This window comes from Noviluteimonas lactosilytica, from assembly GCF_020866925.1.
Taxonomy (GTDB): domain Bacteria; phylum Pseudomonadota; class Gammaproteobacteria; order Xanthomonadales; family Xanthomonadaceae; genus Noviluteimonas; species Noviluteimonas lactosilytica.
Genome location: NZ_JAJGAK010000001.1, coordinates 828,886 through 854,297, shown reverse-complemented (window position 1 = coordinate 854,297; position 25,412 = coordinate 828,886). Strand labels below are relative to the sequence as shown.

Genomic DNA, 25,412 nt, shown 5'->3' with positions numbered 1-25,412 from the left:
GCCGTCAATTCCACGAGAGCACGACCTTGCCGGCCTTGCCCGATTCCATCAGTTCGAAACCTTCCTGGAACGAATCGATCGGCAGCTGGTGCGTGAGCACCTTGCCCAGCGGGAAACCGCCGAGGACCAGCTGCGTCATCTTGTACCAGGTCTCGTACATGCGACGACCGTAGATGCCGTGCAGGGTGAGGCCCTTGAAGATGATCTTGTCCCAGTCGGCGCCCGCGCCCTTCGGCATGATGCCGAGCATCGCGATCTTGCCGCCGTGGTACATGCAATCGAGCATGTCGTTGAACGCGCGCGGGTTGCCGCTCATTTCCAGGCCCACGTCGAAGCCTTCCATGTGCAGGTCGGCCATCACGTCCTTGAGCGAGGTGTTCGACACGTTGACCACGCGCGTCGCGCCCATGTCGGCGGCGAGCTTCAGGCGATAGTCGTTGACGTCGGTCACCACCACGTTGCGCGCGCCGATGTGCTTGCAGATGCCTGCGGCGATGATGCCGATCGGGCCGGCGCCGGTGATCAGCACGTCTTCGCCGACGACGTCGAACTCGAGCGCGCAATGCGCGGCGTTGCCGTAGGGATCGAAGAACGCGGCGAGCTCGCTCGGGATCTGGTCGGGGATCGGCCACAGGTTGCTGGCCGGCATCACGATGAACTCGGCGAACGCGCCGTTGCGATTCACGCCGATGCCCACGGTGTTCGGGCACAGGTGCTGGCGACCGGCGCGGCAGTTGCGGCAGTGGCCGCACACGATGTGGCCTTCGGCCGACACGCGCTGGCCGACCTTGTAGCCCGACACGCCGGGGCCGAGGTCGACGATGCGGCCGACGAACTCGTGGCCGATCACCAGGCCCGGCTTGATCGTGCGCTGGCTCCACTCGTCCCACAGGTAGATGTGGAGGTCGGTGCCGCAGATGGCGGTCTTCTCGAGGCGGATCAGGACCTCGTTCGGGCCGGGGGTGGGGACCGGGACCTGCTCCATCCAGATGCCCTTGGTCGCCTCGCGCTTCACCAGCGCCTTCATCATCGTCATGTCGAGCCCGAACCGTACGGAAGAGGGGCGGAATTATAGGCCGCCGGGGCGGCCGCTTATACTCGCGGGCCCTTCATCCACAGGCCCGTTGCCGATGCGTCGTCGCTTGATCGCCCCCTTGCTGCTGTGCGCCGCCACCGCCCACGCCGATGAAGGCATGTGGATGCCCTCGCAGCTCCCCGACATCGCATCGCAGCTGCGCGCCGCCGGCTTCAAAGGCGATCCGAAGCAACTCGCCGACCTCACCCGCGCGCCGATGAACGCGGTGGTGAAGGTGGGTGGCGCGACCGGCGCCTTCGTCTCGAAGGACGGCCTGGTGCTGACGAACCACCATGTCGCGTTCGGCGTCATCCAGTACAACAGCAAGCCGGAGCGCGACCTCATCGCCAACGGCTTCGTCGCCGCCGACCGCGCGGGCGAACTCCCGGCGAACCCCGACTTCCGCGTGCTCGTCACGACCGGCTTCGACCGCATCACCGACCGCATCCTCGCCGATGCGCGCGGCAAGCAGGGCCGCGCGTACTTCGACGCCATCGACACGGCGACCAAGGCCGCCGTCGCCGACTGCGAACGCGAAGCCGGCTTCCGCTGCAGCGTCGCGAACATGGATTACGGCAGCGACTTCTACCTGATCAGGCAGCTCGAACTGCGCGACATCCGCCTCGTGTACGCGCCGCCGGATGCGATCGGCAACTACGGCGACGAGATCGACAACTTCATGTGGCCGCGCCACTCGGGCGACTTCACGTTGCTGCGCGCCTACGTCGGCAAGGACGGCAAGCCCGCCGAGTATTCGCCGGACAACGTGCCGTACGCGCCGCCCGCGCATCTGCAGGTGTCGACGCGCCACGTGCAGGACGGCGACTTCGCGATGCTCGCCGGTTATCCGGGCGTGACTTTCCGCCATCGCATGGCGCCGGAGTTCGCGAACCAGATCGAGTGGCAGCTGCCGTCGCGCGTCGCGCTGTTCGACGGCGTCATCGACACGATCGACGCCGCCGCCGCGAAGGATGCGAACGCGAAGGTCGCCTACGCCTCTCAGGTGCAGGGGCTGAAGAACAACCTCAAGCGCGCGCAGGGCGAACTCGACGGCCTGCGTCGCAGCGACGCGGTGCGCGTGCGCAACGAACAGGAAGCCGCGTTGTTCGCGTGGCTCGGCAAGCAACCCGACGGCGCCGTGCAGCGTCGCGACATCGACGCCGCGCAGGCATTGCTGCGCGATGCGGCGGCGATGCGCGACCGCGACCAGATCGTCGCCGCGATCCGTTCGTTCACCCAGCTGCTGCGTGCTTCGCTCACCGTGCAGCGTCGTGCCATCGAACGCACCAGGCCCGACGCCGCGCGCGAATCCGGTTACCAGGAACGCGACGAAGCGTTGATCGCCGGCCAGCTCAAGCAGGTGCAGCGTCGCTACGCGCCCGAGGTCGAGAAGGCGATCCTCGCGCATCTGCTCGCGCAGTACCGCGCGCTGCCGGCCGCGCAGCGCCTGCCGGAATTCGACAGCGTGTTCGGCACCACCGACGCGGAGGCGAAAGCGAAGCTGGACGCGCTGTACGCCGGCACGAAGCTCGGCGACGAAGCCATGCGCCTGGCGACGTTGAACGACGCGAACGTCGCCGCAAGCACCGACCCGATGCTCGTCGCCGCGAAAACGCTGCTGCCCGCGTACCTGCGCATCGAGGAAGAGGGCAAGCAGCGCGAAGGCGAACTGCTGCGCCTGCGCCCCGCCTACATGCGCGCGCTGACCGCGTACAACAAGTCGCAGGGCCGCGCGATCTACCCCGACGCGAACTCCACGCTGCGCGTGAGCTACGGCCGCATCACCCCGATGTCGCCGCGTGACGGCGTCGACTATCGCCCGCTCACCACGGTGCAGGGCATCGTCGAGAAGCACACGGGCGTCAAGCCGTTCGATGCGCCGAAGCCGTTGCGCGAGGCGATCGCGAAGGGCGACTTCGGCACCACCGCCGATCCGGTGCTGAAGACGCAGACCGTCAACCTGATGACCAACCTCGACACCACCGGCGGCAATTCCGGTTCGCCCGTGCTGGATGCCGACGGCAAGCTCATCGGCCTGAACTTCGACAGCAACTGGGAAGCGGTGAGCGCGAGCTGGATGTATGACCCGCGCTTCAAGCGCGCGATCCACGTCGACATGCGCTACCTGCGCTGGCTGCTCGCCAAGGTGTACCCGGCGCCGCACTTGCTGCAGGAAATGCAGTTGCCGGCGGAGTAAGCGCGCGCGCCAGCAACACCAAGCCGCTTCGCTTGGAGCGCCCCTCGTGGGGCGCTCCTACGCTGCCAATCGAATCAAGTGAACTTTCGGTGCGAATTCCGGATCGGCCCGGTGGACGTCACGCAGCGCGTGACCTACTGGTTCGAATCCGCCGACCGCATCGAGACAGCAGCATGCTGGTACACCACGCATACGTGATCTCGCTTCGCGTGCGTCATCCGGAATGGCCGAGCGCGTGGATCGCTGCGTCACTGGAGTTGCAGCCGAAGGTTTCGAGGAGCGTCGGCGAACCCCGATTCGCTTCCGACGGCCGCCATCTCGGCATCAATCGCGAGTCGTTCTGCACGTTCGACATCGGCCCGAAAGAGTTGGGCTGGTTCACCGAGGGCATGGCGCGCCTGCTTGGCACGCTTGGCCCACGCGAAGCGGCCATCCAGGAAATTCGCAAGACCGGCGGCGTCGTCGAGTTGTTCGTCGGCGTCTTCGTCGACGTGAAAGCGTCGACGGGTTTCGTCATGGAGCCGGACCTGCTTGCCGACCTCGCGCGACTCGGCGTGCAGCTGTCAGTCGAAATCTATTGAGCGCTCGGGAACCCCGGCGCTATTCCCACGCGTAGTCCAACGTGTAGAAGTGCTGCCCATCGACGATGTCGATGGCCATGCGCCCGCGCAGTCCTTCGAAGCCGTCGCTGCCCGAGTCGGGCACGACGGCGAGTTGCAGCGACGGCGTTCCCTTTTCCATCACGCCCAGGTGCGCGAACAGGCACGTACCGCTGCGACCGTCGAGCGTGCCGCGCAGGCGTTCGATCGCGACGTATGCGCCGGAGCCGGGCGTGTCGGTCATCGCCGCCATCATGTGCACGACGCTCGTCGCGGTGAGCGGACCGTCGAACGTCTTGTCGAAGCGGAAGTGCCCGGCCTCCACGCCTTCGCCCATGTCGAGCGCCGGTTCCGCGCTGCGCTTCACTTCGAACGTGCCCTTGGCCTGATGCGTCATGGGGGATTGCTCCGGGGAGGGAAGCGCATGGTAGGCTCGTCGTGTCGCGGATTCCCATGCCAGCCGGCCCCGTTTTCCGACACGCAACAGGTTCCAATGGCTTCACCCGTGGGCGGGCTCCGTCCGTTTCCACCGCACCGCCGGCTCGCAAGGCTGTCCGCGCTCCCTTTCCTCATCGGAGCGTGCGAATGAAAGTGCTGGCCTGCGATGGCATCCATGAAGACGGTTTGCAGCTGTTCCGCCTTGCCGGCTGGGACGTCGCCGTCGCCGAACCCATCAAGAATCCCGACGACCTCGCCGCCGCCATCGCCGATGTCGACGCGCTGCTCGTGCGCTCCGCGACGCAGGTTCCCGCGTCGGCCCTGGAGCACGCGCGACGCCTGCGCGTGATCGGCCGCGCGGGCGCAGGCGTCGACACGATCGACGTCGACGCCGCGACCGCGAAGGGCATCGCGGTGATGAACGCGCCCGACGGCAACACGCTCGCCGCCGCCGAACACGCGCTGTCGCTGCTGTTCGCGCTCGCGCGCCACATTCCGCGCGCCGACGCCGGCATGAAATCCGGCCAATGGCCGAAGGCCGGCCTCACCGGCTTCGAGCTCGAAGGCAAGAAGCTCGGCGTCATCGGCCTCGGTCGCATCGGCGGCACGGTCGCGCGCAAGGCGCAGGGCATCGGCATGGAAGTCGCGGCGTACGATCCGTTCCTCCCGCCGTCGGCGGCGGGGAAGGGCAGCGTGCCGCTGAAGACGCTCGACGATCTGCTCGCGTGGGCGGACATCGTCACGCTGCATATCCCGCGCACGAAGGAAACCACGCACCTGCTCAACGACGCGCGCCTGCGTTCGATGAAACAGGGCGCGTACCTCATCAATGCCGCGCGCGGCGGGCTCGTCGACGAAGCGGCGTTGCTGCGCCTGCTCGACGAAGGCCACCTCGCGGGCGCCGCGCTCGACACGTTCGCGACCGAGCCGTTGCCCGCGGATTCGCCGTTGCGCCCGCATCCGAAGCTCATCCTGACGCCGCACCTCGGCGCCTCGACGAGCGAAGCCCAGCAGGCGGTGAGCACGATCCTCGCGCGGCAGGTCATCGATTTCGTCGCGACCGGCGCGGTTGCCGGCTGCGTCAACCTGCCGCCGCTCACCGCCGAAGCCGCGCGCGAAGTCGGTCCGTGGATGCCGCTGATGTCCGCACTCGGGCGCCTCGCGGCGCGCCTGGTGCCCGCGCCGACCAGATTGACCGTGACCTATGCCGGACGCACCGACGCGCTCGACACGCGCCCGCTGACGCGCCTGCTCGTGTGCGCGCTGCTCGGCACGCACTCCGGTCGCGTGACGCCCGTGAACGCGTTGCAGGAAGCGAGCGCACGCGGGCTCGTGGTCGCCGAGACGATCGGTGGCGACAGCGACGGATTCGACCGCCTGCTGCGGATCCGCGTCGAAGGCGACGATCGCGCGCGCGAGATCGAAGCGACGCTGCATCGCGGCCCGCGCGTCGTGCGGCTCGACGGTGTCGAGATCGAATTCGACCCGCTGTCCCATGTGCTGCTGCTGCGCAACGAAGACCGGCCGGGCATGATCGGCACCGTCGGGTCGCAACTCGGCGCGGCCGGCATCAACATCGTGAACTTCGCGCTCGGCGCGGCGGGCGACGGCCAGGCGCGCGCCGCCATCACCGTCGACCAGCCGCTGGACGACGCGCAACTCGCCACCCTGCGCGCCACGCCCGGCGTGCTCTCGCTGCAACAGGTCTGACGCGATGAAAATCCTGCTCGCCCGCCATGGCGAAACCGCGTGGAATGCCGAAGGCCGCTACCAGGGACAGGAAGACATTCCCCTGTCCGACGTGGGCGAAGCGCAGGCGCGCTCGCTCGGCGAACGCCTGCGTCACGTCCACATCGATCGCGCGGTCGCCTCGCCGCTCAAGCGCGCGCTACGCACCGCGGAACTCGCGCTCGGCGAAGACCGCGTCGGCAAGCTCACGACCGATGCCGGCCTGATGGAAATCGCGCACGGCACGTGGGAAGGCCTGCTCGCCGCGGAGATCCGCGAACGCGATCCGGATCGCCTTGCGGCGTGGCGCCATTCGCCGCACGAAGTGCTGATGCCCGAAGGCGAATCGCTGCAGCACGTCATCGATCGCGCGTGGCCCGCGCTCCAGCGCGCGACCGAAGGCCTCGGCGCGCACGACACGTTGCTGGTCGTGGCGCACGACGCGGTCAATCGCGTGCTGCTGTGCAAGGTCATGGGCCTGCCGCTGTCGCGCCTGTGGACGTTCCGCCAGGCGCCGACCACGCTCAACCTGCTCGAAGGCGACGACGTCGACCACCTGGATGTCGTGCGCATGAACGATGCCACGCACCACACCGCACTGTTCGGCGAAGCGGTGCACCGGGCGCTGTGACGACGCGCGACAATGGCGGCATGAACCCACCACGCTCTCTCGAGGATTGGCTGGCCTACATCGAACGCCAGCATCCGCAGGACATCGCGCTCGGCCTCGATCGCGTGCGCGCGGTCGCCGAACGTATGGGCCTGGTCGCGCCGGCCGAACGCGCGATCCTCGTCGCCGGCACCAACGGCAAGGGCTCGACCGTCGCCTTCCTCGAATCGATCGCGCGCGCCGCCGGCCTGCGCGTGGGCACGTACACCTCGCCGCACCTGCTCCGCTACAACGAACGCGTGCGCATCGACGGGCACGACGTCGACGACGCGCCGCTCGTCGACGCGTTCGAAGCCGTCGAACAGGCGCGCGGCGACACGCCGCTGACGTACTTCGAGTACGGCACGCTTGCCGCGCTGTGGTTGTTCGAACACGCGGGCCTCGATCTCGCGGTGCTCGAAGTCGGCCTCGGCGGCCGCCTCGACGCGGTGAACATCGTCGATGCGGATGTCGCGGTGATCACGACGGTCGACCTCGACCACCAGGATTGGCTCGGCGACAACCGCGAGACGATCGGCAAGGAGAAGGCGGGCATCGCGCGCGGCTGGAAGCCGCTGGTACTCGGCGAGGACGATCCGCCGTCGTCCGTGCTCGGCCATGCATATCGCATCGGCGCCTCCGCGATCCGTGCGAACTGCGACTTCTTCTTCGATCCGCTCGACAACGGGCAGTGGCGCTGGCGCGAGGTGAACTTCGAACTCGACCTGCCGATGCCCGCGCTCGCCGCGCCCGTGCAGATGCGCAACGCGGCCACGGCGATCGCGGCGTTGCGCGCGCTCGACATCCCGATGACACGCGCGGCCATCGCCGAAGGCATCGCCGGCGCGCACGTGGCCGGGCGCCTGCAGCGGATCGCGCACGAGCGCGGCGATGTCGTCCTCGATGTCGGGCACAACCCGCAGGCCGCGCGCGCGCTGGCCGAATGGCTCGAAGCCGCGCCGGTCGAAGGCCGCACGCTCGCGGTCTACGGCGCGCTGGCGGACAAGGACACCGCGGGCGTCGTCGGGGCGCTGGCCGCGCGCATCGACGCGTGGTTCCTCGCGGGGCTGCCCGAAGCGGGGCCGCGCGGGCTCGCGGTCGAGACCTTCGCCGAGCGCTTGCAGGGCACCGCGGCCGCGGCGGGCGAACGCCACGCGACCGTCGCCGAAGCGCTTGCCGCCGCACTTTCCGCGGCGAAGGCGGGCGACCGGGTCCTCGTGTTCGGCTCTTTCCACACCGTCGGCGAGGCGATGCGTGCCCTGGGTTCAGAAGGGAGCGAATCGCGAAGGCTATAATCGCGTCCGGCAACGTCGCCCGGTCGCCGGTCCAACCGCCCTCGATGGAACCCGCACTGAAACAGCGCCTCGTCGGCGCAGCCGTGCTTGTCGCGCTGGCCGTGATCTTCCTTCCCATGCTGGTCCAGGGCCCCGCGCCCGAAAGCGGCGTGGCCAACGTGCCCCTCGATGCACCGAGCGCGCCGCAAGGCGAGTTCGAGACGCGCGACCTGCCATTGGTCGCGCCCGAGGGCGCGCCCGCGGAAGGCGCGCTCGGCATGGAGAACATGCCGCCCACGAACGCACCGCCAACGCCTGCGCCCGCGAACGATGTCGCGACGGTCGCCAGCGCCGCGCCCGCGACCGTGGCCACGCTGCCGCAGACCGCCGCGGCCACCACGCAGCCGCTCCCCGAACAGAAGCCTGCGACTGCCCCCGCTGCCGCAGCGATGTTCCCCGCGCCTACCGCGGGCGGGAATTACGCCGTGCACTTCGGCAGCTATGCGACCGCCGCCGCGGCCGACAAGCTGATCGCCTCGCTCCGCGCCTCGCAATTACCCGCGTATCGCGAAGCTGCGACCGTCGGCGGCAAGACGATGCAGCGCGTGCGCATCGGTCCGTTCGCCACGCGACCCCAGGCCGAAGACGCGCGCTTGCGCGCCGCGCACGTGCGCGACGACGTCGGTGCGCGCGTGGTCGCGCTCGATGCGGAATCCGCGGCCGACGCGAAGACCGTCGCCGCCGCCAAGCCCGCCGACAAGCCGGCCGCTCCGAAGCCCGAAGCACCGAAGCCCCTCGCCGCCAAGCCCGACACCGCGAAGCCCGTTGCCGCGGCCGCTTCCAACACGGGCTTCGCCGTCCAGCTCGCCGCGTTCAGCAAATCCGCCGACGCCAATGCGCTGCGCGACAAGCTCCGCGCGGCCGGCTTCAGCGCCTTCACCGAAGTGGTGAACACCGACAAGGGCGCCCTCACGCGCGTGCGCGTGGGTCCCGTCTTGAATCGCGCCGAAGCGGACCAACTGAAGGCGCAGGTCAAATCCAAGGTGGGCCTGGACGGGATCGTCCGGCCGCACCCCTGAAGCAGGAATCCCCCATCCCATGTGCGGCATCGTCGGAATCGTCGGAACCTCGGAAGTCGCGGCTCAGCTGTACGACGGCCTGACCGTACTGCAGCACCGCGGCCAGGACGCGGCGGGCATCGCCACCGCGGATCGCCACAAGCTGCGCGTGCACAAGGGCAACGGCCTGGTGCGCGACGTGTTCGACGAAGAGTCGATGCGGCTGCTCGAAGGCAAGGTCGGCATCGCCCACTGCCGCTATCCCACGGCCGGTTCGGAGGGCGAGGACGAGTCGCAGCCCTTCTACGTCAACTCGCCGTACGGCATCGCGCTCGCGCACAACGGCAACCTGGTGAACACCGACGCGTTGCGTCGCGAGGTGTTCGAACAGGACCGCCGCAACGTCAACACCGAATCCGATTCCGAAGTGCTGCTCAACGTGTTCGCGCACGAGCTCGACACGCAGAAGGCGCTCACCCCGCAGGCCGTGTTCAAGGCGGTCGAAGGCGTCAACCGACGCGCGAAGGGCGGCTATGCCGTCGTGTGTTCGGTGCTGGGCCTGGGCCTGGTCGCGTTTCGCGACCCGCACGGCATCCGGCCGCTCGTGCTCGGCAAGCGCACCTCGCCGACCGGCGACGAATACTGCGTGGCATCCGAATCCGTCGCCCTCGACGTGCTCGGCTTCGAACGCCTGCGCGACATCGCCCCGGGCGAAGCGGTCGTCATCACCGCGCGCGGCGAACTGCACGCGCAGCAGACCGCGCCGGCCGAACTCACGCCGTGCATCTTCGAGTACGTGTACTTCGCGCGCCCCGACTCGATGATCGACGACATCTCGGTGCACAAGGCGCGCATGCGCATGGGTGTGACGCTCGGCGAAAAGATCCTGCGCCTGCGTCCGGACCACGACATCGACGTGGTGATCCCGATCCCCGACACCTCGCGCGACTCCGCGCTCGAGATCGCCAACGTACTCAACGTGAAGTACCGCGAGGGCTTCATCAAGAACCGCTACGTCGGCCGCACCTTCATCATGCCGGGGCAGGGCGAGCGCGCGAAGTCGGTGAAGCGCAAGCTCAATCCGATCCCGCTCGAATTCCGCGGCCGCAACGTGCTGTTGGTCGACGACTCGATCGTGCGCGGCACCACCTCGCGCCAGATCGTGCAGATGGCGCGCGACGCGGGCGCCAAGAAGGTCTATCTCGCGTCCGCCGCGCCGCCGGTGCGCTATCCGAACGTGTACGGCATCGACATGCCGTCGTCCGAAGAGCTCATCGCGCATGGCCGCACGGAAAGCGAGATCGAACAGATGCTCGGCTGCGACTGGCTGATCTACCAGGACCTCGCGGACCTGGAGAGCGCGGTCGCCGGTCCGAAGCATCCGGGCCGCAAGTTCGACAGCTCGTGCTTCAGCGGCGAGTACGTCACCGGCATCGACCCGGATTACTTCGAACGCATCCGCCAGATGCGTTCCGACGACGCGAAGAAGAAGCGCCGCGTCGCGTCCTGATCCCATGGGATCGACCATCGGGTCGCTGTTCGACGCAGCGCGCGCGTGTCTCGACGCCGACACGCCCGAGGACAAACTCGCACGCACCGCGCAGGCGGCCGCGGACTTCGCCGAAGGCAAGTTCGCGTCGCTCGACGACGAGCGCGAACCCGATCCGATCCGCATGCCGGGCCGCCCCGCGCGCCCGCGCCTCGTGCATCCGCGCGAACTGCCGCGTCGCGGTTTCGGTTCGAACGAAGGCCGCGCCGCCTTCATCCACGCCGTCGCGCACATCGAGTTCAACGCGATCGACCTGGCGTGGGACGCGGTGTATCGCTTTCGCCAGTTTCCCGCCGACTACTACCGCGACTGGGTGAACGTTGCCGCCGACGAAGCGCGCCACTTCGCGATGCTGCGCGCGCGCCTGCAGGAATTCGGCCACGATTACGGCGATTTCGACGCGCACAACGGCCTTTGGGAGATGGCCGAAAAGACCGCGCACGACGCCCTCGCGCGCATGGCGCTGGTGCCGCGCGTGCTCGAAGCGCGCGGCCTCGACGTCACGCCCGGCATGATCGAAAAGCTGCGCGCGCTCAGCGACGACGCGACCGCCGACATCCTCGAAGTGATCCTGCGCGAAGAAGTCGTGCACGTCGCCGCGGGGTCGCGCTGGTTCCGCTGGTGCTGCGAAGTACACGGCTGCGAGCCGCGCGCGAAGTTCCGCGACTTGCTGACCGAGTACGCGCGGCCGGTGCTCTATGGTCCGTTCAATGTCGAGGCGCGCAGTGCGGCGGGCTTCGACGACGAAGAACTCGCGACGCTGCAGCAACTCGACGCGAAGGCGCGCCAGCCTTGATCAGGCGAGCGCGGAGAGGTCCGCGCGCTCGCCATCCACCCGCAACACCGACCCCTGCTCATACCAATCGCCGAGCACGATGCGCGTGCCGTGCGCCTCGTCGTGCACCTTCGGCCGGTGCGTGTGGCCGTGGATCAGGCGCGGGATGCCGAAACGCGACATCGTCGCGTCGACCGTCGCTTTCGCGACGTCGGTGATCGCTTCCATCAGGCCTTCGTTCTTCAGGCCCGACTGGTGCGCCTTGCTCGCCGCGCGCGCCTGCTGCGCGAACGCGAGGCGCGCGGCGAGCGGTTGCGCAAGGAACTGCGCCTGCCATTTCGGATCGCGCGTCTGCGTGCGGAATGCCTGGTAGGCGACGTCGTCGGTGCACAGCGTGTCGCCGTGCATCAACACCGCGGGCGCGCCTTCGAGCATCACCACCGCGGGATCGTTGAGGATGCGCATGCGCGCGCGCTTCGCGTACTCGCTGCCGAGCAGGAAGTCGCGATTGCCGCGGATGAAGTAAGTCGGCGTGCCGGCGCGCGCGAGCGCCGCGAGGCGATCGGCGACGAACGCGCCGACGTCCGATGGGTCGTCGTCGCCCACCCAGGCCTCGAACAGGTCGCCCAGGATGTAGAGCGCATCGGCGCCGCGGGCTTCCTCCTCGAGGAAGCGCCCGAACAAATCGGTGATGGCGGGCCTCTCACCGTCGAGGTGGAGGTCCGAAATGAACAACGTGGTCATGGGCCGCATTATGCGGCTCATGACCACCAAAGTTTGCTACGCAAACTTTGGACTACGGGTTGCAAGCCAATATCCCCCGCTGACGCGCGCCCCTTTTACTAAAAGGGGCTCCTCCACCAGATGGCGTAAAATCGTTCGACTTTCGCCCCCCCGCTTACCCCCCATATGGCCGTCCGCACCCGCTTCGCCCCCAGCCCGACTGGCTACCTCCACATCGGCGGTGCGCGCACCGCGTTGTATTGCTGGCTCGAAGCGCGCCGCCGCGGCGGGCAGTTCGTCCTGCGCGTCGAAGACACGGACCGCGAGCGCAGCACGCAGGCGGCGATCGACGCGATCCTCGAGGCGATGGACTGGCTCGGCCTGGGTTACGACGAAGGCCCGATCTACCAGACGCAGCGCCTGGCGCGTTACAAGGAAGTCGCCGAGCAGATGGTCGCCGACGGCACCGCGTATTACGCGTACGAAACGAAGGACGAACTCGAGGCGATGCGCGAGCGCGCGATGGCCGCGAACGAGAAGCCGCGTTACAACGGCGCGTATCGCGAACAAAACGCGGGCTTCCGCGACGATCCGAACCGCGTGATCCGCTTCAAGAACCCGCTCGACGGAACCGTCGTGTGGGAAGACAAGGTCAAGGGTCGCATCGAGATCGCCAACAGCGAACTCGACGATCTCGTGATCTTCCGCAGCGACGGTTATCCGACCTACAACTTCGCCGTCGTCGTCGACGACGTCGACATGCAGATCTCCGATGTCGTGCGCGGCGACGACCACGTCAACAACACGCCGCGCCAGATCAACATCTATCGCGCGCTCGGCAAGCCCGTGCCGCATTTCGCGCACCTGCCGATGATCCTCGACGAGCAGGGCGCGAAGTTGTCCAAGCGCACCGGCGCGGCCGACGTCATGCAATACCGCGACGCCGGTTACCTGCCGCATGCGCTGCTGAATTACCTCGCGCGCCTGGGCTGGTCGCACGGCGACCAGGAAATCTTCTCGGTCGACGAACTCAAGTCGCTGTTCGACCTGAAGGACGTCAACGCGAAGGCGTCGCGCCTGGATTCGCAGAAGCTCGGCTGGCTCAACCAGCAGTACCTGAAGTCGGACGATCCGGCCGACGTCGGCAAGCATCTCGAACATCACCTGCGCGCGGCCGGTTACGACCTCGCGAACGGCCCGTCGCCCGCCGACATCGTGCTCGCGATGCGCGATCGCGTGCAGACGCTGAAGGACATGGCGGAGCGCGCCGGCGTGTGGTTCGGTCCGCTCACCACGTACGACGAAGCCGCCGTGGCGAAGCACCTGAATGCCGCCGCGCGCGCGCCGCTCGCCGACGCGCGCGAACGCCTCGCGGCGCTGGGCGCGTGGTCCGCCGAGTCGGTGAGCCAGGCCCTGCATGCGACCGCCGAAGCGCTCGGCATCGGCATGGGCAAGGTCGCGCAGCCGTTGCGCGTGGCGATCACCGGCACGCAGGTGAGCCCCGACATCTCGCAGACCGTCTATCTCGCGGGCCAGGCCGAGGCGCTGCGCCGCATCGACGCAGCCCTTGCAAAGGTCCCCACGGGGGACTAAATCAAGGACATGGGCAAGCACGCCACCTGCACCGATCCCGCGCACCACGTCCACGACGGCGACGCCTTCGTGCACGAGGTCGAGCGCGCGTGCGAAGCGCGCGGCCTCAACCTCACGCCGATCCGCGCGACCGCGATGCGCTTGATCGCCGATGCGGGTCGACCGCTGAAGGCGTACGAACTCCTGGATCGCATGAAGGCGACGCACGGCGCCGCCGCGCCTCCGACCGTGTATCGCGCGCTCGACTTCCTCGTCGAGAACGGCTTCGTGCACAAGCTCGCGTCGATCAACGCCTTCGTCGGTTGCCACCACCCGGGCGCGGAAGCGCACGCGGTGCCGTTCCTGATCTGCGACACCTGCCACTCGGCGACCGAACTGGAAGACGCGTCGATCGTGTCGTCGCTCGATGCGTCGGCGCGCGCGCTGGGCTTCGCGCCGCAGGCGCAGACGCTCGAAGTGCACGGCGTCTGCGCCGATTGCAAAAACAAGAGCTAGAAAAACAGGGGTCAGAGCACGAAAAACAGGGGTCAGAGCACAATTATCACAAGCGGATAATTGTGCTCTGACCCCTGTTTTTCTGTTTTTGCACTCAGAAGAACGTCCGCACGCCGAAGTTGACCCCGCGCCCCGGCAGCGGCGCGACATCCTTCAGGAACGAGGTGTGCGCGCGCGCTTCTTCGTCGAGCAGGTTGCTGCCGTCGAGGAAGATTTCCCACGCGTTCTCGTGCTTCGTGTCGAGATGCCATGCGATGTGCGCGTCGACCAGCGTGTAACCCGGCGTCGTCGTTTCGAACGCCGCCACGCGATCCTGCGCATCCACGCGCAACGCGCCGAGCGATGCGCGCCATCCGCCGAGTTCCCAGCGCAGCTCCGAACCGAAGCGCGCCGGCGCGATGCGCGGCAGGTCGCCGCCACCCGCGAGAGATGCGCGCACCAGGTCGCCGTAGAAGCGCCAGTCCCACGCGCCGGTCGCGTTGTCGGCGACGTGCCAGGTCAGTTCGCCTTCCGCGCCCTTGAATCGTGCGTCGGCCTGCGACCACTGGCGGATCGGCAGGTCTTCTTCGCCGAGTGCGCCGGTGTCGAGCAGGTAAATGAAGTCGTCGTAGCGCACGTGGTAAATCGATGCGGCGAGTTCGATGGGGCCCGCGTGCCAATGCACGCCGAGTTCCGCGCGATTCGCGGTTTCGGCGTCGAGGTTCGGCTGGCCGAGCTCGACGCTCTGCGTCGCGACGTGCGTGCCGTTGGAATACAACTCTTCTGCGGTCGGTGCGCGCTGTGCGCGATCCAGGCCGAGATCGAAGTGGAGGTCTTCCGTGGCGTTGAAGCGCAGGCCCGCGGAGAAGCTCGCAGTGTCGAACGTGCGATCGGGCCCGATCGCCGTCGCGGCATCGGCGTCGATCTCGTTGCGGTCGCCGCGCGCGCCGAGTTCCAGCCGCCACGCGTCGCCGAAGTCGCGATTGCCGATATAGAACAACCCCGCATCGCGCGAACGCGTGCTCGGCACGAAGGCCTCTTCGCCCACCGCGGAGAAGTCGCGATTGCCCCATTGCAGGCCGAATGCGCCATTCCAGCCTCCGACTGGCGCATGCACGAATTCGAGGCGGCCTTCGTTCGACGTGTTGTCGAAGCGCGTGCCGACTTCGCTCCCTTCGAGTTCGACGTGTTCGTATTCAGTGCGTGCGAGCTTCAGGCGCGCGCTGGCGAACGGGCCGATGTCGTCGGCGCCCGCGCGCACTTCCGTGCGGCGCTGGTCCATGTCGACGCGAACGCCGCCTTCGTCTTCCGTGCCGGGGATGCCGTACATCGTCGAATACAGCGACGCACTCGCGCCGACGAAGCCGCGCTCGCCGATCCACGAGCCGCCGAGTGCCGCGCTGTCGGTGCGGATCGCGGTGTTGCCGAGCGTGCCGACGGGCGTGTCGACATCGCCGGTTTCGCGGTGGAGCGCATCGGCATGGAGTGCGAACGTGTCGGTGCTGCCGTCGACGCGCACCATGCCCGTGCGTTCGTCGTTGACCGTGCCCGCGTGCAGTTCGGCGCGGCCCTGCAGCGGCTCGTCGGTCAACGCTTCCGGCGTGCGTCCGTCGACGACGTTCACCGCGCCACCAATGGCGCCGCTGCCGTACAACAGCGTCGCCGGACCCTTCAGCACTTCGATCTGGTCGGCGAGGAACGGCTCGATCGACACCGCGTGATCGGCGCTGACCGTCGACACATCGCCCGAGCCGAGCCCGTCGCTGAGCACCTGCACGCGCGCGCCGTCGAAGCCGCGCACGATCGGGCGCCCGACGCCGGGTCCGAAATACGAGGACTGCACGCCCGGCAACTTGCCGACCGTTTCGCCGAGCGTCGCGGCCTTCGCTTCATCGAGCCGCTCGCCCGAGAGCACCTCGACCGGCCGGGTCATCTCGTCCGCGGTCGTCGGCAGCACCAGGCCCTGGATCTCGACCGCCTTGAACTCGGTCTCGTGCCCGTGGCGGTCCTGCGAGTCCTGCGCAGTCGGCGGCGTGTCGATCGGCTCGACCGGGTCAACGGCGAAGGCGGGGAGGGGCAGGCTCAGCAGGAGGGCGCAGGCGAGCGGGTTCAGGCGCGGGCGTCGAATCATGAGGGTCTGGTCGGGTGATCTGTTCTTGACGGGCAATGTTATATTGTTTCAACGAGTCCCCCGCTTGGCCCGGAAGTCACGACCCCAACGATTCAGTGATGTCGCCCGCCCAACGCTCCCATCGCCTGCTCGATCGCTTCGGCGCCGCCGGTTCGCTGCTGTGCGCGATGCACTGCGCGCTGCTGCCGATCGCGATCGCGGCGTTGCCCGCGCTCGGCATCGCGACGTGGCTGGGCGATGGCTTCGAACGCGGTTTCGTGGTGTTCGCGTCGTTGCTGGGCGCTTTCAGCGTGTTGTGGGGGTATCGCCGCCACGGCGCGGTGCGCGCCGTCGGCCTGCTGACGCTCGGCCTCGCGGCGCTGTGGTTCGGCGTCCTCTACGAGCCGCTGCATCACGCGCTGGTCCCGCACGCGCTGATCATGACCCTCGGTGGCTCCCTGGTCGGCATGGCCCACCTCGCCAACCTGCGCCTGGTCCACGTGCACAGCGCCAGCTGCGCCCACTGATCTGCTAGGCTTTGCGGCCTCGCGCGCAAGGTGCGCGCAGTTTCAACAACGCAACTCAGACGAATTCAGGAGCAGATCCATGGGCAAGGGCGACCGCAAGACCGCCAAGGGCAAGCGCTACAACGCCAGCTACGGCAACGCGCGCAAGAACGTCGCGGCCAAGGCGACCGGCACGGCCGCGGGCCCGGCGGTGAAGAAGACCGCGACCAAGACTGCCGCCGCCAAGGTCGCTGGTGGCACTGCCGCCGGCGGGGCGAAGAAGGTCGTGGCGAAGAAGACTGCCGCGAAGGAATAACCGACGCACCAGCGCCGGAAACGAGAAGCCCCGCTTTCGCGGGGCTTCTGCTTTTCGGGCGACGACGGAAAACGGGCGCTTACTTCCGCTGCGCCTTCGCCTCGATCTCGCCCCACACGCGCAGCATGTTGCCGCCGAGGATCTTGCGGATGTCCGCGTCCTTGTAGCCGCGCTTCATCAGCCCGTCGACGAGGTTCGGGAAATCCGCCACCGACTTCAGTTCGACCGGCAACTCGCCGCTGACGCCGTCGAAGTCCGAACCGATGCCGACGTGGTCGATGCCCACCAGCTTCACCGCGTGGTCGATCTGGTCGACGACCGCATCGGTGTGCAGCACCGGGGCAGGGTGGTCCTTCTTCCACTGGTCGGCCCACGCTTCCATCTCGGCCTGCGACTTGCCCGCGGCCTTCATGTCTTCCAGCGTCCAGCGGCGCGTGTCGAACGCCTTCGCCGCATCGGCATCGAGGAACACGGTGCCGAAGGAAATCTGGATCACGCCGCCATGCGCGGCGACTTCCTTCGCCAGCGAGTCGTCCATGTTGCGCATGAAGTTCGGCGTGAAGTGGCGCATGCCCGAATGGCTCGCGATCACCGGCACGTCGGTGAGCTTCAGGATGTCGCGCACCGCTTCGTCGGACAGGTGCGAGACGTCGACGATGATGCCGAGGCGGTTCATTTCCTTGACGACCTGTTCGCCGAACGGACTCAGGCCGCCCCACTTGCCCTTGCGCTGGTACGACGAATCGCTGATGCGATTGTTGCCGCCGTGCGCGAGCGTGATGTAGCGGATGCCGCGGTTGTAGAAGAATTCGACGTTCTTGATGTCGTCGCCGATCGGGCCGCCGTTCTCCATGCCCATCGGCAGCAGCACGCGGCCGCCTTCGCGCTGCCTGTCGACGTCCTTCGGCGACAGCAGCAATGCGAACTTGTCGGAATGATGCGTGGCGAGCGAGGTGACGAAATCGATCTGGTTGTTGGCGAGCGTCCAGGCCTTGCCCGTTTCGTCCGCATCGTGCGAGGTGTAGATGGACATCCACGCGACGTCGAGTCCGCCTTCGCGCGCACGCGGATAGTCGAACTCGCGTTCGGGCGTGCGCTTGCCCAGGTCGTGCCATTCGTCCAGCGCCAGCTCCGGCGCGTCGATGTGGGTGTCGACGATCACCGCATCCTGCGCGAGTTTCTTCGCGACGTCGGTGGGTTCACTGGCATGCAGGCTACCGGCGATGCTCAACGCGAGCACGGCAAAAGCAAAACGACGCATCACTCACTCCCCTTGCGAACGAAAGATCACGCGAGGCGGTGGCCGTTCGCGTGGACGGTGTTGATCAGATCCCCACCCAGCCAATAGCACAGCTCGGACGGATGGCGCACGTGCCATGCGACGAAGTCGGCGCGCATCCCCACGCGCAAAATGCCGCGATCGTGCAGACCGAGCGCACGCGCGCCGTTCACCGTGGCGCCGCGCAGCGCTTCCTCCGGCGTGAGGCGGAAGTGCGTGCACGCCAGCTGCATCGCCTGGCGCAGCGACAACAACGGCGAGGTGCCGGGATTGCAGTCGGTCGCGACCGCCATCGGCACGCCGTGCGCGCGGAAGGCCTCGATCGGCGGCAGCTTGGTGTCGCGCAATACGTGGAAGGCGCCGGGCAGCAGGACCGCGACGGTGCCGCGTTCGGCCATCGAGCGCACGCCGGCGTCGTTCGTGTGTTCGACATGGTCCGCGGACAGGCCATCGAACTCCGCCGACAGGCCCGCGCCGCCGAGATCGCTGAGCTGGTCGGCGTGCAGCTTCACCGGGATGTCGAGTGCGCGCGCTGCTTCGAACACGCGTCGCGTCTGCGCCGGCGAGAACCCGATGCCTTCGCAGAAGGCGTCGACCGCATCGACCAGGCCTTCGGCATGCAACCGCGGCAACCACGCGACGACTTCGTCGATGTAACCGTCGGCGTTGTCCTTGAACTCGGGCGGCAACGCGTGCGCCGCGAGGTAGGTCGTGCGCACGGTGACGTTCAAGGTCTGCCCGATGTTGCGCGCGACGCGCAGCATGCGGCGTTCGCTTTCGAAGTCGAGCCCGTAGCCGGACTTGATCTCCATCGTCGTCACGCCGTCGCGCAACAACGCCTGCGCACGCGGCAGCGACTGCGCGAACAACGCGGCTTCGTCGGCGTCGCGCACCGCGCGCACCGTCGACACGATGCCGCCGCCCGCGCGCGCGATCTCTTCGTACGTCTTGCCCTGCAGGCGCATCTCGAACTCGCGCGCACGATCGCCGGCGAACACCAGGTGCGTGTGCGCATCGACGAGGGCAGGGGTGACCCAACCGCTGGTCTCGATCACCTGGTGCGCGAGGGTGTCGGGTGCACCGGGCAAACCCGCTCGCGGCCCGACGTAAGCGAGCACGCCGTCCTTCCACGCCAGCGCGCCATCGGGCACTTCGCCATAGCCGCCGCCGTCGAGCGTCGCGAGCGAGGCGCCGATGAGCAGGCCATCGAACGGCTGGCCGTCGAAGGGGGTGGCGGGGTGGGTGGGCATCGCGTCGATTGTAGGGTCACGCGCCCGGGGCGAGAATGCCGGCATGGAGACCCTGCACGCGGAACGCCTCTGGACCCCCGGCGGCTGGCGCATCGACGCCGGCTTCACCCACGACGCAGGGCGCATCGTCGAATGCGAAGGCGCGCAGCCCAGCGAAGGCGCGGCCTGGGTGCTGCCCGGCATCGCGAACCTGCACTCGCACGCATTCCAGCGCGCGATGGCGGGCCTGGCCGAGCGCCAGACCCATCCGCAGGATTCGTTCTGGACCTGGCGCGAGACGATGTACCGCTTCGCCGCGCGCTTCGATCCCGACACGCTGCATGCGGTGGCCTCGCAGCTCTACGTCGAGATGCTCGAAGCCGGCTACACGACGGTCTGCGAGTTCCACTACCTGCATCACTCGCCCGATGGCCGCCCGTATGCCGATCGCGCCGCGATGTCGCAGGCGCTGATCGCCGCCGCGCGGGACACGGGCATCCGCATGACGTTGCTGCCCGTGCTGTACATGCGCGGCGGTTTCGACGGGCGCGCGCTGACGGAGCGCCAGCAGCGCTTCGGCCACGACGTCGATCAGTTCCTCAACCTGTTCGACATGTTGCGTGGCGAAGAGGACGACACCCTGCGCGTCGGCATCGCGCTCCATAGCCTGCGCGCCGTGCCGCCCGATGCGATGAAGACGGTGCTCGCCGAACTCCCGCCCGACACGCCCGTGCACACCCACATCGCCGAACAGTTGCCCGAAGTGGTCGACTGCGTCGCGCTGCGCGGTGCGCGCCCGGTCGAATGGTTGCTCGCGAACGCGAACGTCGACCGCAACTGGACGCTCGTGCATGCGACGCACCTCGACCAGGCGGAAGTGGAAGGCATCGCGCGCAGCGGCGCGACGGTCGCGATCTGCACGACGACCGAAGCGAACCTCGGCGACGGCCTGTTCCCGTTGCGCGCGTTCCTGGAAGCGGGCGGCTCGTGGGGCATCGGTTCGGATTCGCACATCTCGGTGTCGCCGATCGAAGAGTTGCGCTGGCTCGAATACGGCCAGCGGCTGGTCACGCACCACCGCAACGTCAGCGTCGGCACCGCGACGACCAGCGCCGGCGAATCGCTGCTGCACGACGCGCTCGCGAGTGCGGAAGCCTCGACCGGCCATGCCGTCGGCTGCTTCTACAACGGCGCCGCCGCGGACTGGCTGATGCTAGATCGCGACGCTCCGCAGTTCATCGGTGCCACCACGGAGGACGCCATCGACCGCTTGATCTTCGCGGGCAACCGCCGCGCGATCCGCGAAGTGCACGTCGCCGGCAACAAGCTCGTGCACGAAGGCAGGCATCGCGAGCGTGAAGCGATCTTCGCGCGGTTCAAGCAGGCGATGCATACACTGCTGGCGTGAGCGACGAACAGAAACCCGGGCAAGGCTGGCGCCCGCGCACGCGGGGCATGATCGAGCGCTCGATCATCCGCAGCGACGACTGGGTGGATGCGGCATTCGATCGGCTCAACACGCGCTTCGGTCGCCATCGCCCGCAACACATTGCCGCGTATCGCGGCTTCGCCGATGCACAGGGCGTCGAGTTGCTGGGGCGCGTTCTCGCGCAAAAGCCGCTCGGTGGCCCGGGCGAGAAGGACGGCTGGTGGGAGAACCTGCTCAACACGTATCGACGCTTCGACACGGATGAAGTGCCGCGCGTGCCGTTGCTGACGAGTTTCCGCGGCATGCGGTTCGATACGACGACGGATCACGAAGGCTATTACTCCGCGACGTTCGCGCCGACCGAGGCCGCAACCGATGCGTTATGGGCCGAAGCGCGCGTGACCTTGCAGGACGGCGCGCTCGACACGCCGCAGCCCGTGCTGCAGGTGTTGCCGACGGCGAAGTTCGGGATCATCTCCGACATCGACGACACGATCCTGCAAAGCAGCATCACCGACTGGAAGGTCGCCGCGCAGCTGGTCTTCCTCGGCAACGCGCGCACGCGCAAGCCGCTGCTCGGCGTCGCGAAGTTGTACGCGGCGTTGCAAGCCGATCGCAACCCGCTGTTCTACGTATCGAGCTCGCCCTGGAACCTGTACGACCTGCTCGACGACTTCCTCGAACTCAACCAGATCCCTGCCGGCCCGATCTTCCTGCGCGACCTCGGCACCGACACCGGAAAGTTCATCAAGACGCAAGGGCACGGGCACAAGCTCGATCGCGCGCGCATGTTGATCCAGCGCAATCCGCACATGCGATGGGTGTTGCTCGGCGACAGCGGCCAGGCCGATGCGGAGTTGTATGCGGCGGCGGCGCAGGAATTCGGCGACCGCATCGCCGCGATCTACATCCGCGACGTGGACCCGGATGTCGACAGTCCGCTCGATGTCGGCGTCGATGGGTACATCGAGAAAGTCGCGGGCGCGAAGGTGCCGATGCTGCGCGCGAAGGACAGCGTGGCGATCGCGGAACACGCGGCGAGCATTGGCTTGATCGATGCGGCGGCGATTCCGGCGATCGTGGCGGAGGTGCACAAGGATGCGCAGCGGCCTACGCTCGGGGAAGCGGCGATCGAGGAAGCGGTCGAGCAGGTCAAGCCCGATGCCAGCAAAAGCGATGGTGGGTGACCTGCGGGGTATGGACAATAAGTAGCGGCTAAACTTCAATTCCCATCGCCATCACCAGACACGAATGAGCCGAGAAGGCCGCGCCATCCTGTTGCAAGCTTTCTGGCGAACAGAGGCGTTCCTGTTTGCCATTTCCATCGTTGTGGTTTTGATAGCAGCAGTTCGATACGACTGGGAAACAGCACTCTACGTATTCCTTGCAACGTTTGGCGTGGTCCAGCCATTCCTGTTGTGGGCAAACCGACGAGTGCTGTTTCCGCCAAAATCGGGGATGCACTAGTTGCTTCCGGCACATGGCATCACAGCTCGCGAGGCATAGCGTCTGCTGACGTCCCGCGAGCTGGAGCCGCCATGCCCCGCTATCGCAACGACCCCGAAGGCCTCCGCCTCCCGATCAAGCTCGACAGTACGAGCAACGGCGAGTTCGAGCCGGTGCCGCTCGAGCCCATCCACCATCACGCGCGCAATCTCGCGCTCGCCAACGCGACACTGCATGCGCGTCGGCTCGGCATCGCACGACGCGATTTCCTCGTCTCGCTGTGCGGTACCGCGTCGACGTTGCTGGCGATGAATGCCGCGTTCCTCGCCGGCTGCAAACGTGGCGCGTCGTACGCGATGCCGGCGGAAGCGGCAACCGAACCGGCCGCGGCGGAAGCGGCGCTCGCGGGCAACGAGTTCATCTTCGACGTGCAGGGTCACTTCGTGAATCCGACCGGCGCGTGGACGAAGGACTTGCCCGACGGCGCGCGTCCGTTGTCGTTCGTCAGCACGGAAGGCTGCGCGGCCGCTGACGAACCTGGCCTCGCGTACCTGCGTTGCGTCGGCCGCGACGAGTTCATCAAGGACATCTTCCTCGACTCCGACACCGACCTCACCGTGCTCAGCTTCGTGCCTTCCACGCGCGACGGCGAGCCGCTGACGATCGAGGAAGCGACCGCGACGTCGGCGCTCGTCGAGAAGATGGACGGCACACATCGCTTGTATCTGCACGGCCGCGTCAATCCGAATCAACCCGGCGACGTCGAGGACATGGAACGCCTCGCAAAGAATTTCAACATCGCCGCGTGGAAGACGTACACGCAGTGGGGCCCCGACGGCAAAGGCTTCTTCATGGACGACGAGCCCGGCCTGCGCATGATCGAAGAAGCGCGGCGCCTCGGCGTCAGGAACATCGCGATCCACAAGGGCCTGCCGTTCGGGCCGCGCAGTTACGAGCACAGCACGTGCGTCGACATCGGGCGCGTCGCGAAGCGCTTCCCCGACGTCAACTTCCTCATCTACCACTCGGGCTTCGTGACCGGCGAAGGCGAAGGTGCGTACGATCCGAAGCGCACCGACGGCATCGATGCGCTGATCACCTCGCTGCGCGACAACGGCATCGGCAAGAACGGCAACGTGTACGCCGAACTCGGCTCGACGTGGCGTTACCTGATGCGCGACCCCGACATGGCCGCGCACGGCATCGGCAAGCTGCTCGCGCATGTCGGCGAAGACAACGTGCTGTGGGGCACCGATTCGATCTGGTACGGCAGCCCGCAGGACCAGATCCTCGCGTTCCGCGCGTTCCAGATCTCGCCGGAGTTTCGCGAACGCTTCGGCTATCCGGAAATCACGCCGGACATCCGCGCGAAAGTGTTCGGGCGCAACGCGCTGAAGATCTATCCCGTGCCGGAGGACGTGCTGTCGAAGCACCTGGCGAAGGATGCGGTGGCGCGCGAGCGCGAGAACTACCGCAATGCGCCGGATCCGAAGTTCGTGACGTATGGGCCGAAGACGCGGCGCGAGTTCCTCAACCTGAAACGGTGGGGCAGCGCTTGATCGTCACCCCGCGCGGGTGACGATCCGGATCTGGCTCGTCAGCGTGCGATGCACCGGGCATCGATCGGCGATCTGCATCATGCGCTCGCGCGCCTTGTCGTCGACGTCGCCTTCGATCCAGATCGTGCGTTCCAGGCGATCGATCTTCGCCTTGTCGTCTTGCTCGCAGTTTTCGCAGTCGACTTCGTGGATCTTCTCGTGCTTCACCTTCACGCGAATGTCGGTGACGGGGAGCGACTTCATCTTCGCGTAAGCGTGCAAGGTCATCGCGGTGCAAGCGGCGAGCGCGCCGGAAAGCAGACCGTAAGGCGACGGCCCTGTGTCGGTGCCGCCGACATCGACGGGTTCGTCCGCGACCATCGTGTGTCCGGCGATATCGAGCTTGGTGACGAACGACGTGTTGTCGGAGTGGGCGACGGCTTCGCCTTCGACGAGGTGGGTGGGGGAGGAATCGGCCATTCGAACTCATCCTTGCGTGCTGCGCAGGTGCCAACTATGGCGCATGAGAGGCCGCGACGACATTCACGGGACGGGAAACATCGAATGCACGTTTACGAACGAAACACCGCATCGACGTGGTCCCGTCTGATTGGTGGGCTGTATCCTGCGGGATACATTCACCTGCATGGCGACGATCAAGACAACATCCGAGTTCGAAGCGTGGCTCAGGTCGCTGACCCATCGGGCTCGCTCGAAAGTGTTGAATCGAATGCGCCACATGGAATGCGGCAACGTGGGCGACTGCCGCCCGGTAGGAAACGGCGTATCGGAGTCTAGGATCCACTACGGCCCCGGTTATCGGCTGTACTTCCTGCGGTCCGGAGAGGCGATCCATGCGTTGCTGATCGGCGGAAGCAAGGCAACCCAGACAGCGGACATTCGGAAGGCACAGGCAATGGCAAAGAAGATAAAGAAAGGAGGAGCGTCGTGACGATCAAGCTCTCTGACTTCGATGTGGTCGACTATCTCGTCGACTCGAAAACGATGGCCCATTACCTCACGGACGCCCTCGAGGAGGGCGGCGTCCCGCTTTTCCTGAAGGCCTGCGGCGACGTTGCGCGTGCGCGCGGCATGACCGAAGTCGCCGCGGACGCTGGCCTGACCCGGGCGAGCCTCTACAAGGCGCTCGGCGGAGATGGAAATCCAAGCATGGCGACCGTGTCGCGGGTACTCGACAGTCTTGGATTCAAGATGGTGATCAGGTCCGCGAGTCGAAAGGAAGAACGTGCGGTGACGGGGCAGCGCCGTCGCGCTGACGCACGAGTCATGAGAACCGAGGCGCCTGTAGCTCGCACGCGACTGGCCCAGGATCGCGTGCCCTATGCGGCGCGCAAGGCACCCGCCAAGAAAGCGCAAGGCCAGGGCGCCGCTTCGAAGCGAAAACGCTGACGCAGAAAATCACCGCA

Annotated in this window: 24 protein-coding genes; 17 read left to right on the top strand and 7 right to left on the bottom strand. The window is 67.3% G+C overall.

The window, feature by feature from the left end; genetic code table 11:
* Positions 1-4: 4 nt before the first annotated feature.
* Positions 5-1,027, bottom strand: a complete 1,023-nt coding sequence (tdh, locus tag LK996_RS04205) for an L-threonine 3-dehydrogenase (protein ID WP_230526828.1) — start codon at positions 1,025-1,027, stop codon at positions 5-7.
* 103 nt (positions 1,028-1,130) lie between these two features.
* Here tdh and LK996_RS04200 point away from each other — a divergent pair, with 103 nt between their 5' ends.
* Entirely contained in the window at positions 1,131-3,272 is a 2,142-nt protein-coding gene (locus LK996_RS04200; RefSeq protein WP_230525896.1) for a S46 family peptidase, read from the top strand.
* Positions 3,273-3,445: 173 nt separating this feature from the next.
* Positions 3,446-3,853: a hypothetical protein gene (locus tag LK996_RS04195; protein WP_230525895.1), complete on the top strand. Its 408-nt coding sequence runs from the start codon at positions 3,446-3,448 to the stop codon at positions 3,851-3,853.
* Between the two features lie 19 nt (positions 3,854-3,872).
* Here LK996_RS04195 and LK996_RS04190 read toward each other — a convergent pair whose 3' ends face one another.
* Positions 3,873-4,268, bottom strand: coding sequence for a DUF3224 domain-containing protein (locus LK996_RS04190; protein ID WP_230525894.1), 396 nt, complete (start codon positions 4,266-4,268; stop codon positions 3,873-3,875).
* A gap of 188 nt (positions 4,269-4,456) precedes the next feature.
* Here LK996_RS04190 and serA point away from each other — a divergent pair, with 188 nt between their 5' ends.
* Genes serA through LK996_RS04160 form a run of 6 tightly spaced genes read left to right on the top strand, consistent with a single transcriptional unit; the run spans position 4,457 to position 11,363 of the window.
* A complete protein-coding gene (gene serA, locus LK996_RS04185) occupies positions 4,457-6,019 on the top strand; it encodes a phosphoglycerate dehydrogenase (protein WP_230525893.1) in 1,563 nt (520 codons plus the stop codon).
* A gap of 4 nt (positions 6,020-6,023) precedes the next feature.
* Positions 6,024-6,668 (top strand): histidine phosphatase family protein, encoded by a 645-nt coding sequence (locus LK996_RS04180; protein ID WP_230525892.1) that lies wholly within the window; start codon positions 6,024-6,026, stop codon positions 6,666-6,668.
* A gap of 20 nt (positions 6,669-6,688) precedes the next feature.
* Positions 6,689-7,981, top strand: a complete 1,293-nt coding sequence (gene folC, locus LK996_RS04175; RefSeq protein WP_230525891.1) for a bifunctional tetrahydrofolate synthase/dihydrofolate synthase — start codon at positions 6,689-6,691, stop codon at positions 7,979-7,981.
* 44 nt (positions 7,982-8,025) lie between these two features.
* Positions 8,026-9,039, top strand: coding sequence for an SPOR domain-containing protein (locus LK996_RS04170; RefSeq protein ID WP_230525890.1), 1,014 nt, complete (start codon positions 8,026-8,028; stop codon positions 9,037-9,039).
* Positions 9,040-9,058: 19 nt separating this feature from the next.
* Positions 9,059-10,528: an amidophosphoribosyltransferase gene (gene purF, locus LK996_RS04165; protein ID WP_230525889.1), complete on the top strand. Its 1,470-nt coding sequence runs from the start codon at positions 9,059-9,061 to the stop codon at positions 10,526-10,528.
* Positions 10,529-10,532: 4 nt separating this feature from the next.
* On the top strand, positions 10,533-11,363 hold the full coding sequence (locus LK996_RS04160) for a ferritin-like domain-containing protein (protein ID WP_230525888.1): 831 nt from the start codon (positions 10,533-10,535) through the stop codon (positions 11,361-11,363).
* On the opposite strand, the gene LK996_RS04155 is transcribed toward LK996_RS04160, so the two are convergent.
* Positions 11,364-12,086, bottom strand: coding sequence for a UDP-2,3-diacylglucosamine diphosphatase (locus tag LK996_RS04155; protein ID WP_230525887.1), 723 nt, complete (start codon positions 12,084-12,086; stop codon positions 11,364-11,366).
* Between the two features lie 165 nt (positions 12,087-12,251).
* Here LK996_RS04155 and gltX point away from each other — a divergent pair, with 165 nt between their 5' ends.
* Together gltX and LK996_RS04145 are read left to right on the top strand one after the other, a co-directional pair.
* Positions 12,252-13,658 carry a glutamate--tRNA ligase gene (gltX, locus tag LK996_RS04150; RefSeq protein WP_230525886.1) on the top strand — a complete coding sequence of 469 codons (1,407 nt, stop codon included), beginning with the start codon at positions 12,252-12,254 and terminating at the stop codon, positions 13,656-13,658.
* Between the two features lie 9 nt (positions 13,659-13,667).
* Positions 13,668-14,153 carry a transcriptional repressor gene (locus LK996_RS04145; protein WP_230525885.1) on the top strand — a complete coding sequence of 162 codons (486 nt, stop codon included), beginning with the start codon at positions 13,668-13,670 and terminating at the stop codon, positions 14,151-14,153.
* A 94-nt stretch (positions 14,154-14,247) separates the two neighbouring features.
* Here the strand turns inward: LK996_RS04145 and LK996_RS04140 are convergent, their stop codons facing one another.
* The gene (locus LK996_RS04140) at positions 14,248-16,263 is read right to left on the bottom strand and encodes a TonB-dependent receptor (RefSeq protein WP_230525884.1); all 2,016 of its coding nucleotides are present in this window, start codon (positions 16,261-16,263) and stop codon (positions 14,248-14,250) included.
* A 98-nt stretch (positions 16,264-16,361) separates the two neighbouring features.
* Between LK996_RS04140 and LK996_RS04135 the strand changes: the two genes are divergently transcribed.
* Positions 16,362-16,769 carry a MerC domain-containing protein gene (locus LK996_RS04135; RefSeq protein ID WP_230525883.1) on the top strand — a complete coding sequence of 136 codons (408 nt, stop codon included), beginning with the start codon at positions 16,362-16,364 and terminating at the stop codon, positions 16,767-16,769.
* Positions 16,770-16,848: 79 nt separating this feature from the next.
* The gene (locus LK996_RS04130) at positions 16,849-17,064 is read left to right on the top strand and encodes a 30S ribosomal protein THX (protein WP_230525882.1); all 216 of its coding nucleotides are present in this window, start codon (positions 16,849-16,851) and stop codon (positions 17,062-17,064) included.
* 79 nt (positions 17,065-17,143) lie between these two features.
* On the opposite strand, the gene LK996_RS04125 is transcribed toward LK996_RS04130, so the two are convergent.
* Positions 17,144-18,325 carry a dipeptidase gene (locus LK996_RS04125; protein WP_230525881.1) on the bottom strand — a complete coding sequence of 394 codons (1,182 nt, stop codon included), beginning with the start codon at positions 18,323-18,325 and terminating at the stop codon, positions 17,144-17,146.
* A gap of 26 nt (positions 18,326-18,351) precedes the next feature.
* On the bottom strand, positions 18,352-19,593 hold the full coding sequence (gene hutI / locus LK996_RS04120; RefSeq protein ID WP_230525880.1) for an imidazolonepropionase: 1,242 nt from the start codon (positions 19,591-19,593) through the stop codon (positions 18,352-18,354).
* A gap of 43 nt (positions 19,594-19,636) precedes the next feature.
* On the opposite strand from hutI, the gene LK996_RS04115 reads away from it, so the two are divergent.
* From LK996_RS04115 to LK996_RS04105, 3 genes are all read left to right on the top strand, one after another.
* Complete coding sequence (locus LK996_RS04115) at positions 19,637-20,980, top strand: formimidoylglutamate deiminase (protein ID WP_230525879.1); 1,344 nt, start codon at positions 19,637-19,639, stop codon at positions 20,978-20,980.
* The gene (locus tag LK996_RS04110; RefSeq protein WP_230525878.1) at positions 20,977-22,188 is read left to right on the top strand and encodes an App1 family protein phosphatidate phosphatase; all 1,212 of its coding nucleotides are present in this window, start codon (positions 20,977-20,979) and stop codon (positions 22,186-22,188) included. The genes LK996_RS04115 and LK996_RS04110 overlap by 4 nt, the downstream gene beginning before the upstream one ends.
* Positions 22,189-22,539: 351 nt before the next feature.
* Positions 22,540-24,006: an amidohydrolase family protein gene (locus tag LK996_RS04105; RefSeq protein WP_230525877.1), complete on the top strand. Its 1,467-nt coding sequence runs from the start codon at positions 22,540-22,542 to the stop codon at positions 24,004-24,006.
* A 3-nt stretch (positions 24,007-24,009) separates the two neighbouring features.
* Here the strand turns inward: LK996_RS04105 and LK996_RS04100 are convergent, their stop codons facing one another.
* Positions 24,010-24,465, bottom strand: coding sequence for an OsmC family protein (locus LK996_RS04100; RefSeq protein WP_230525876.1), 456 nt, complete (start codon positions 24,463-24,465; stop codon positions 24,010-24,012).
* 166 nt (positions 24,466-24,631) lie between these two features.
* On the opposite strand from LK996_RS04100, the gene LK996_RS04095 reads away from it, so the two are divergent.
* The gene (locus LK996_RS04095) at positions 24,632-24,937 is read left to right on the top strand and encodes a type II toxin-antitoxin system RelE/ParE family toxin (RefSeq protein ID WP_230525875.1); all 306 of its coding nucleotides are present in this window, start codon (positions 24,632-24,634) and stop codon (positions 24,935-24,937) included.
* On the top strand, positions 24,934-25,395 hold the full coding sequence (locus LK996_RS04090; RefSeq protein WP_230525874.1) for an addiction module antidote protein: 462 nt from the start codon (positions 24,934-24,936) through the stop codon (positions 25,393-25,395). Before LK996_RS04095 ends, LK996_RS04090 begins: the two co-directional genes overlap by 4 nt.
* The last annotated feature ends 17 nt before the right edge of the window (positions 25,396-25,412 follow it).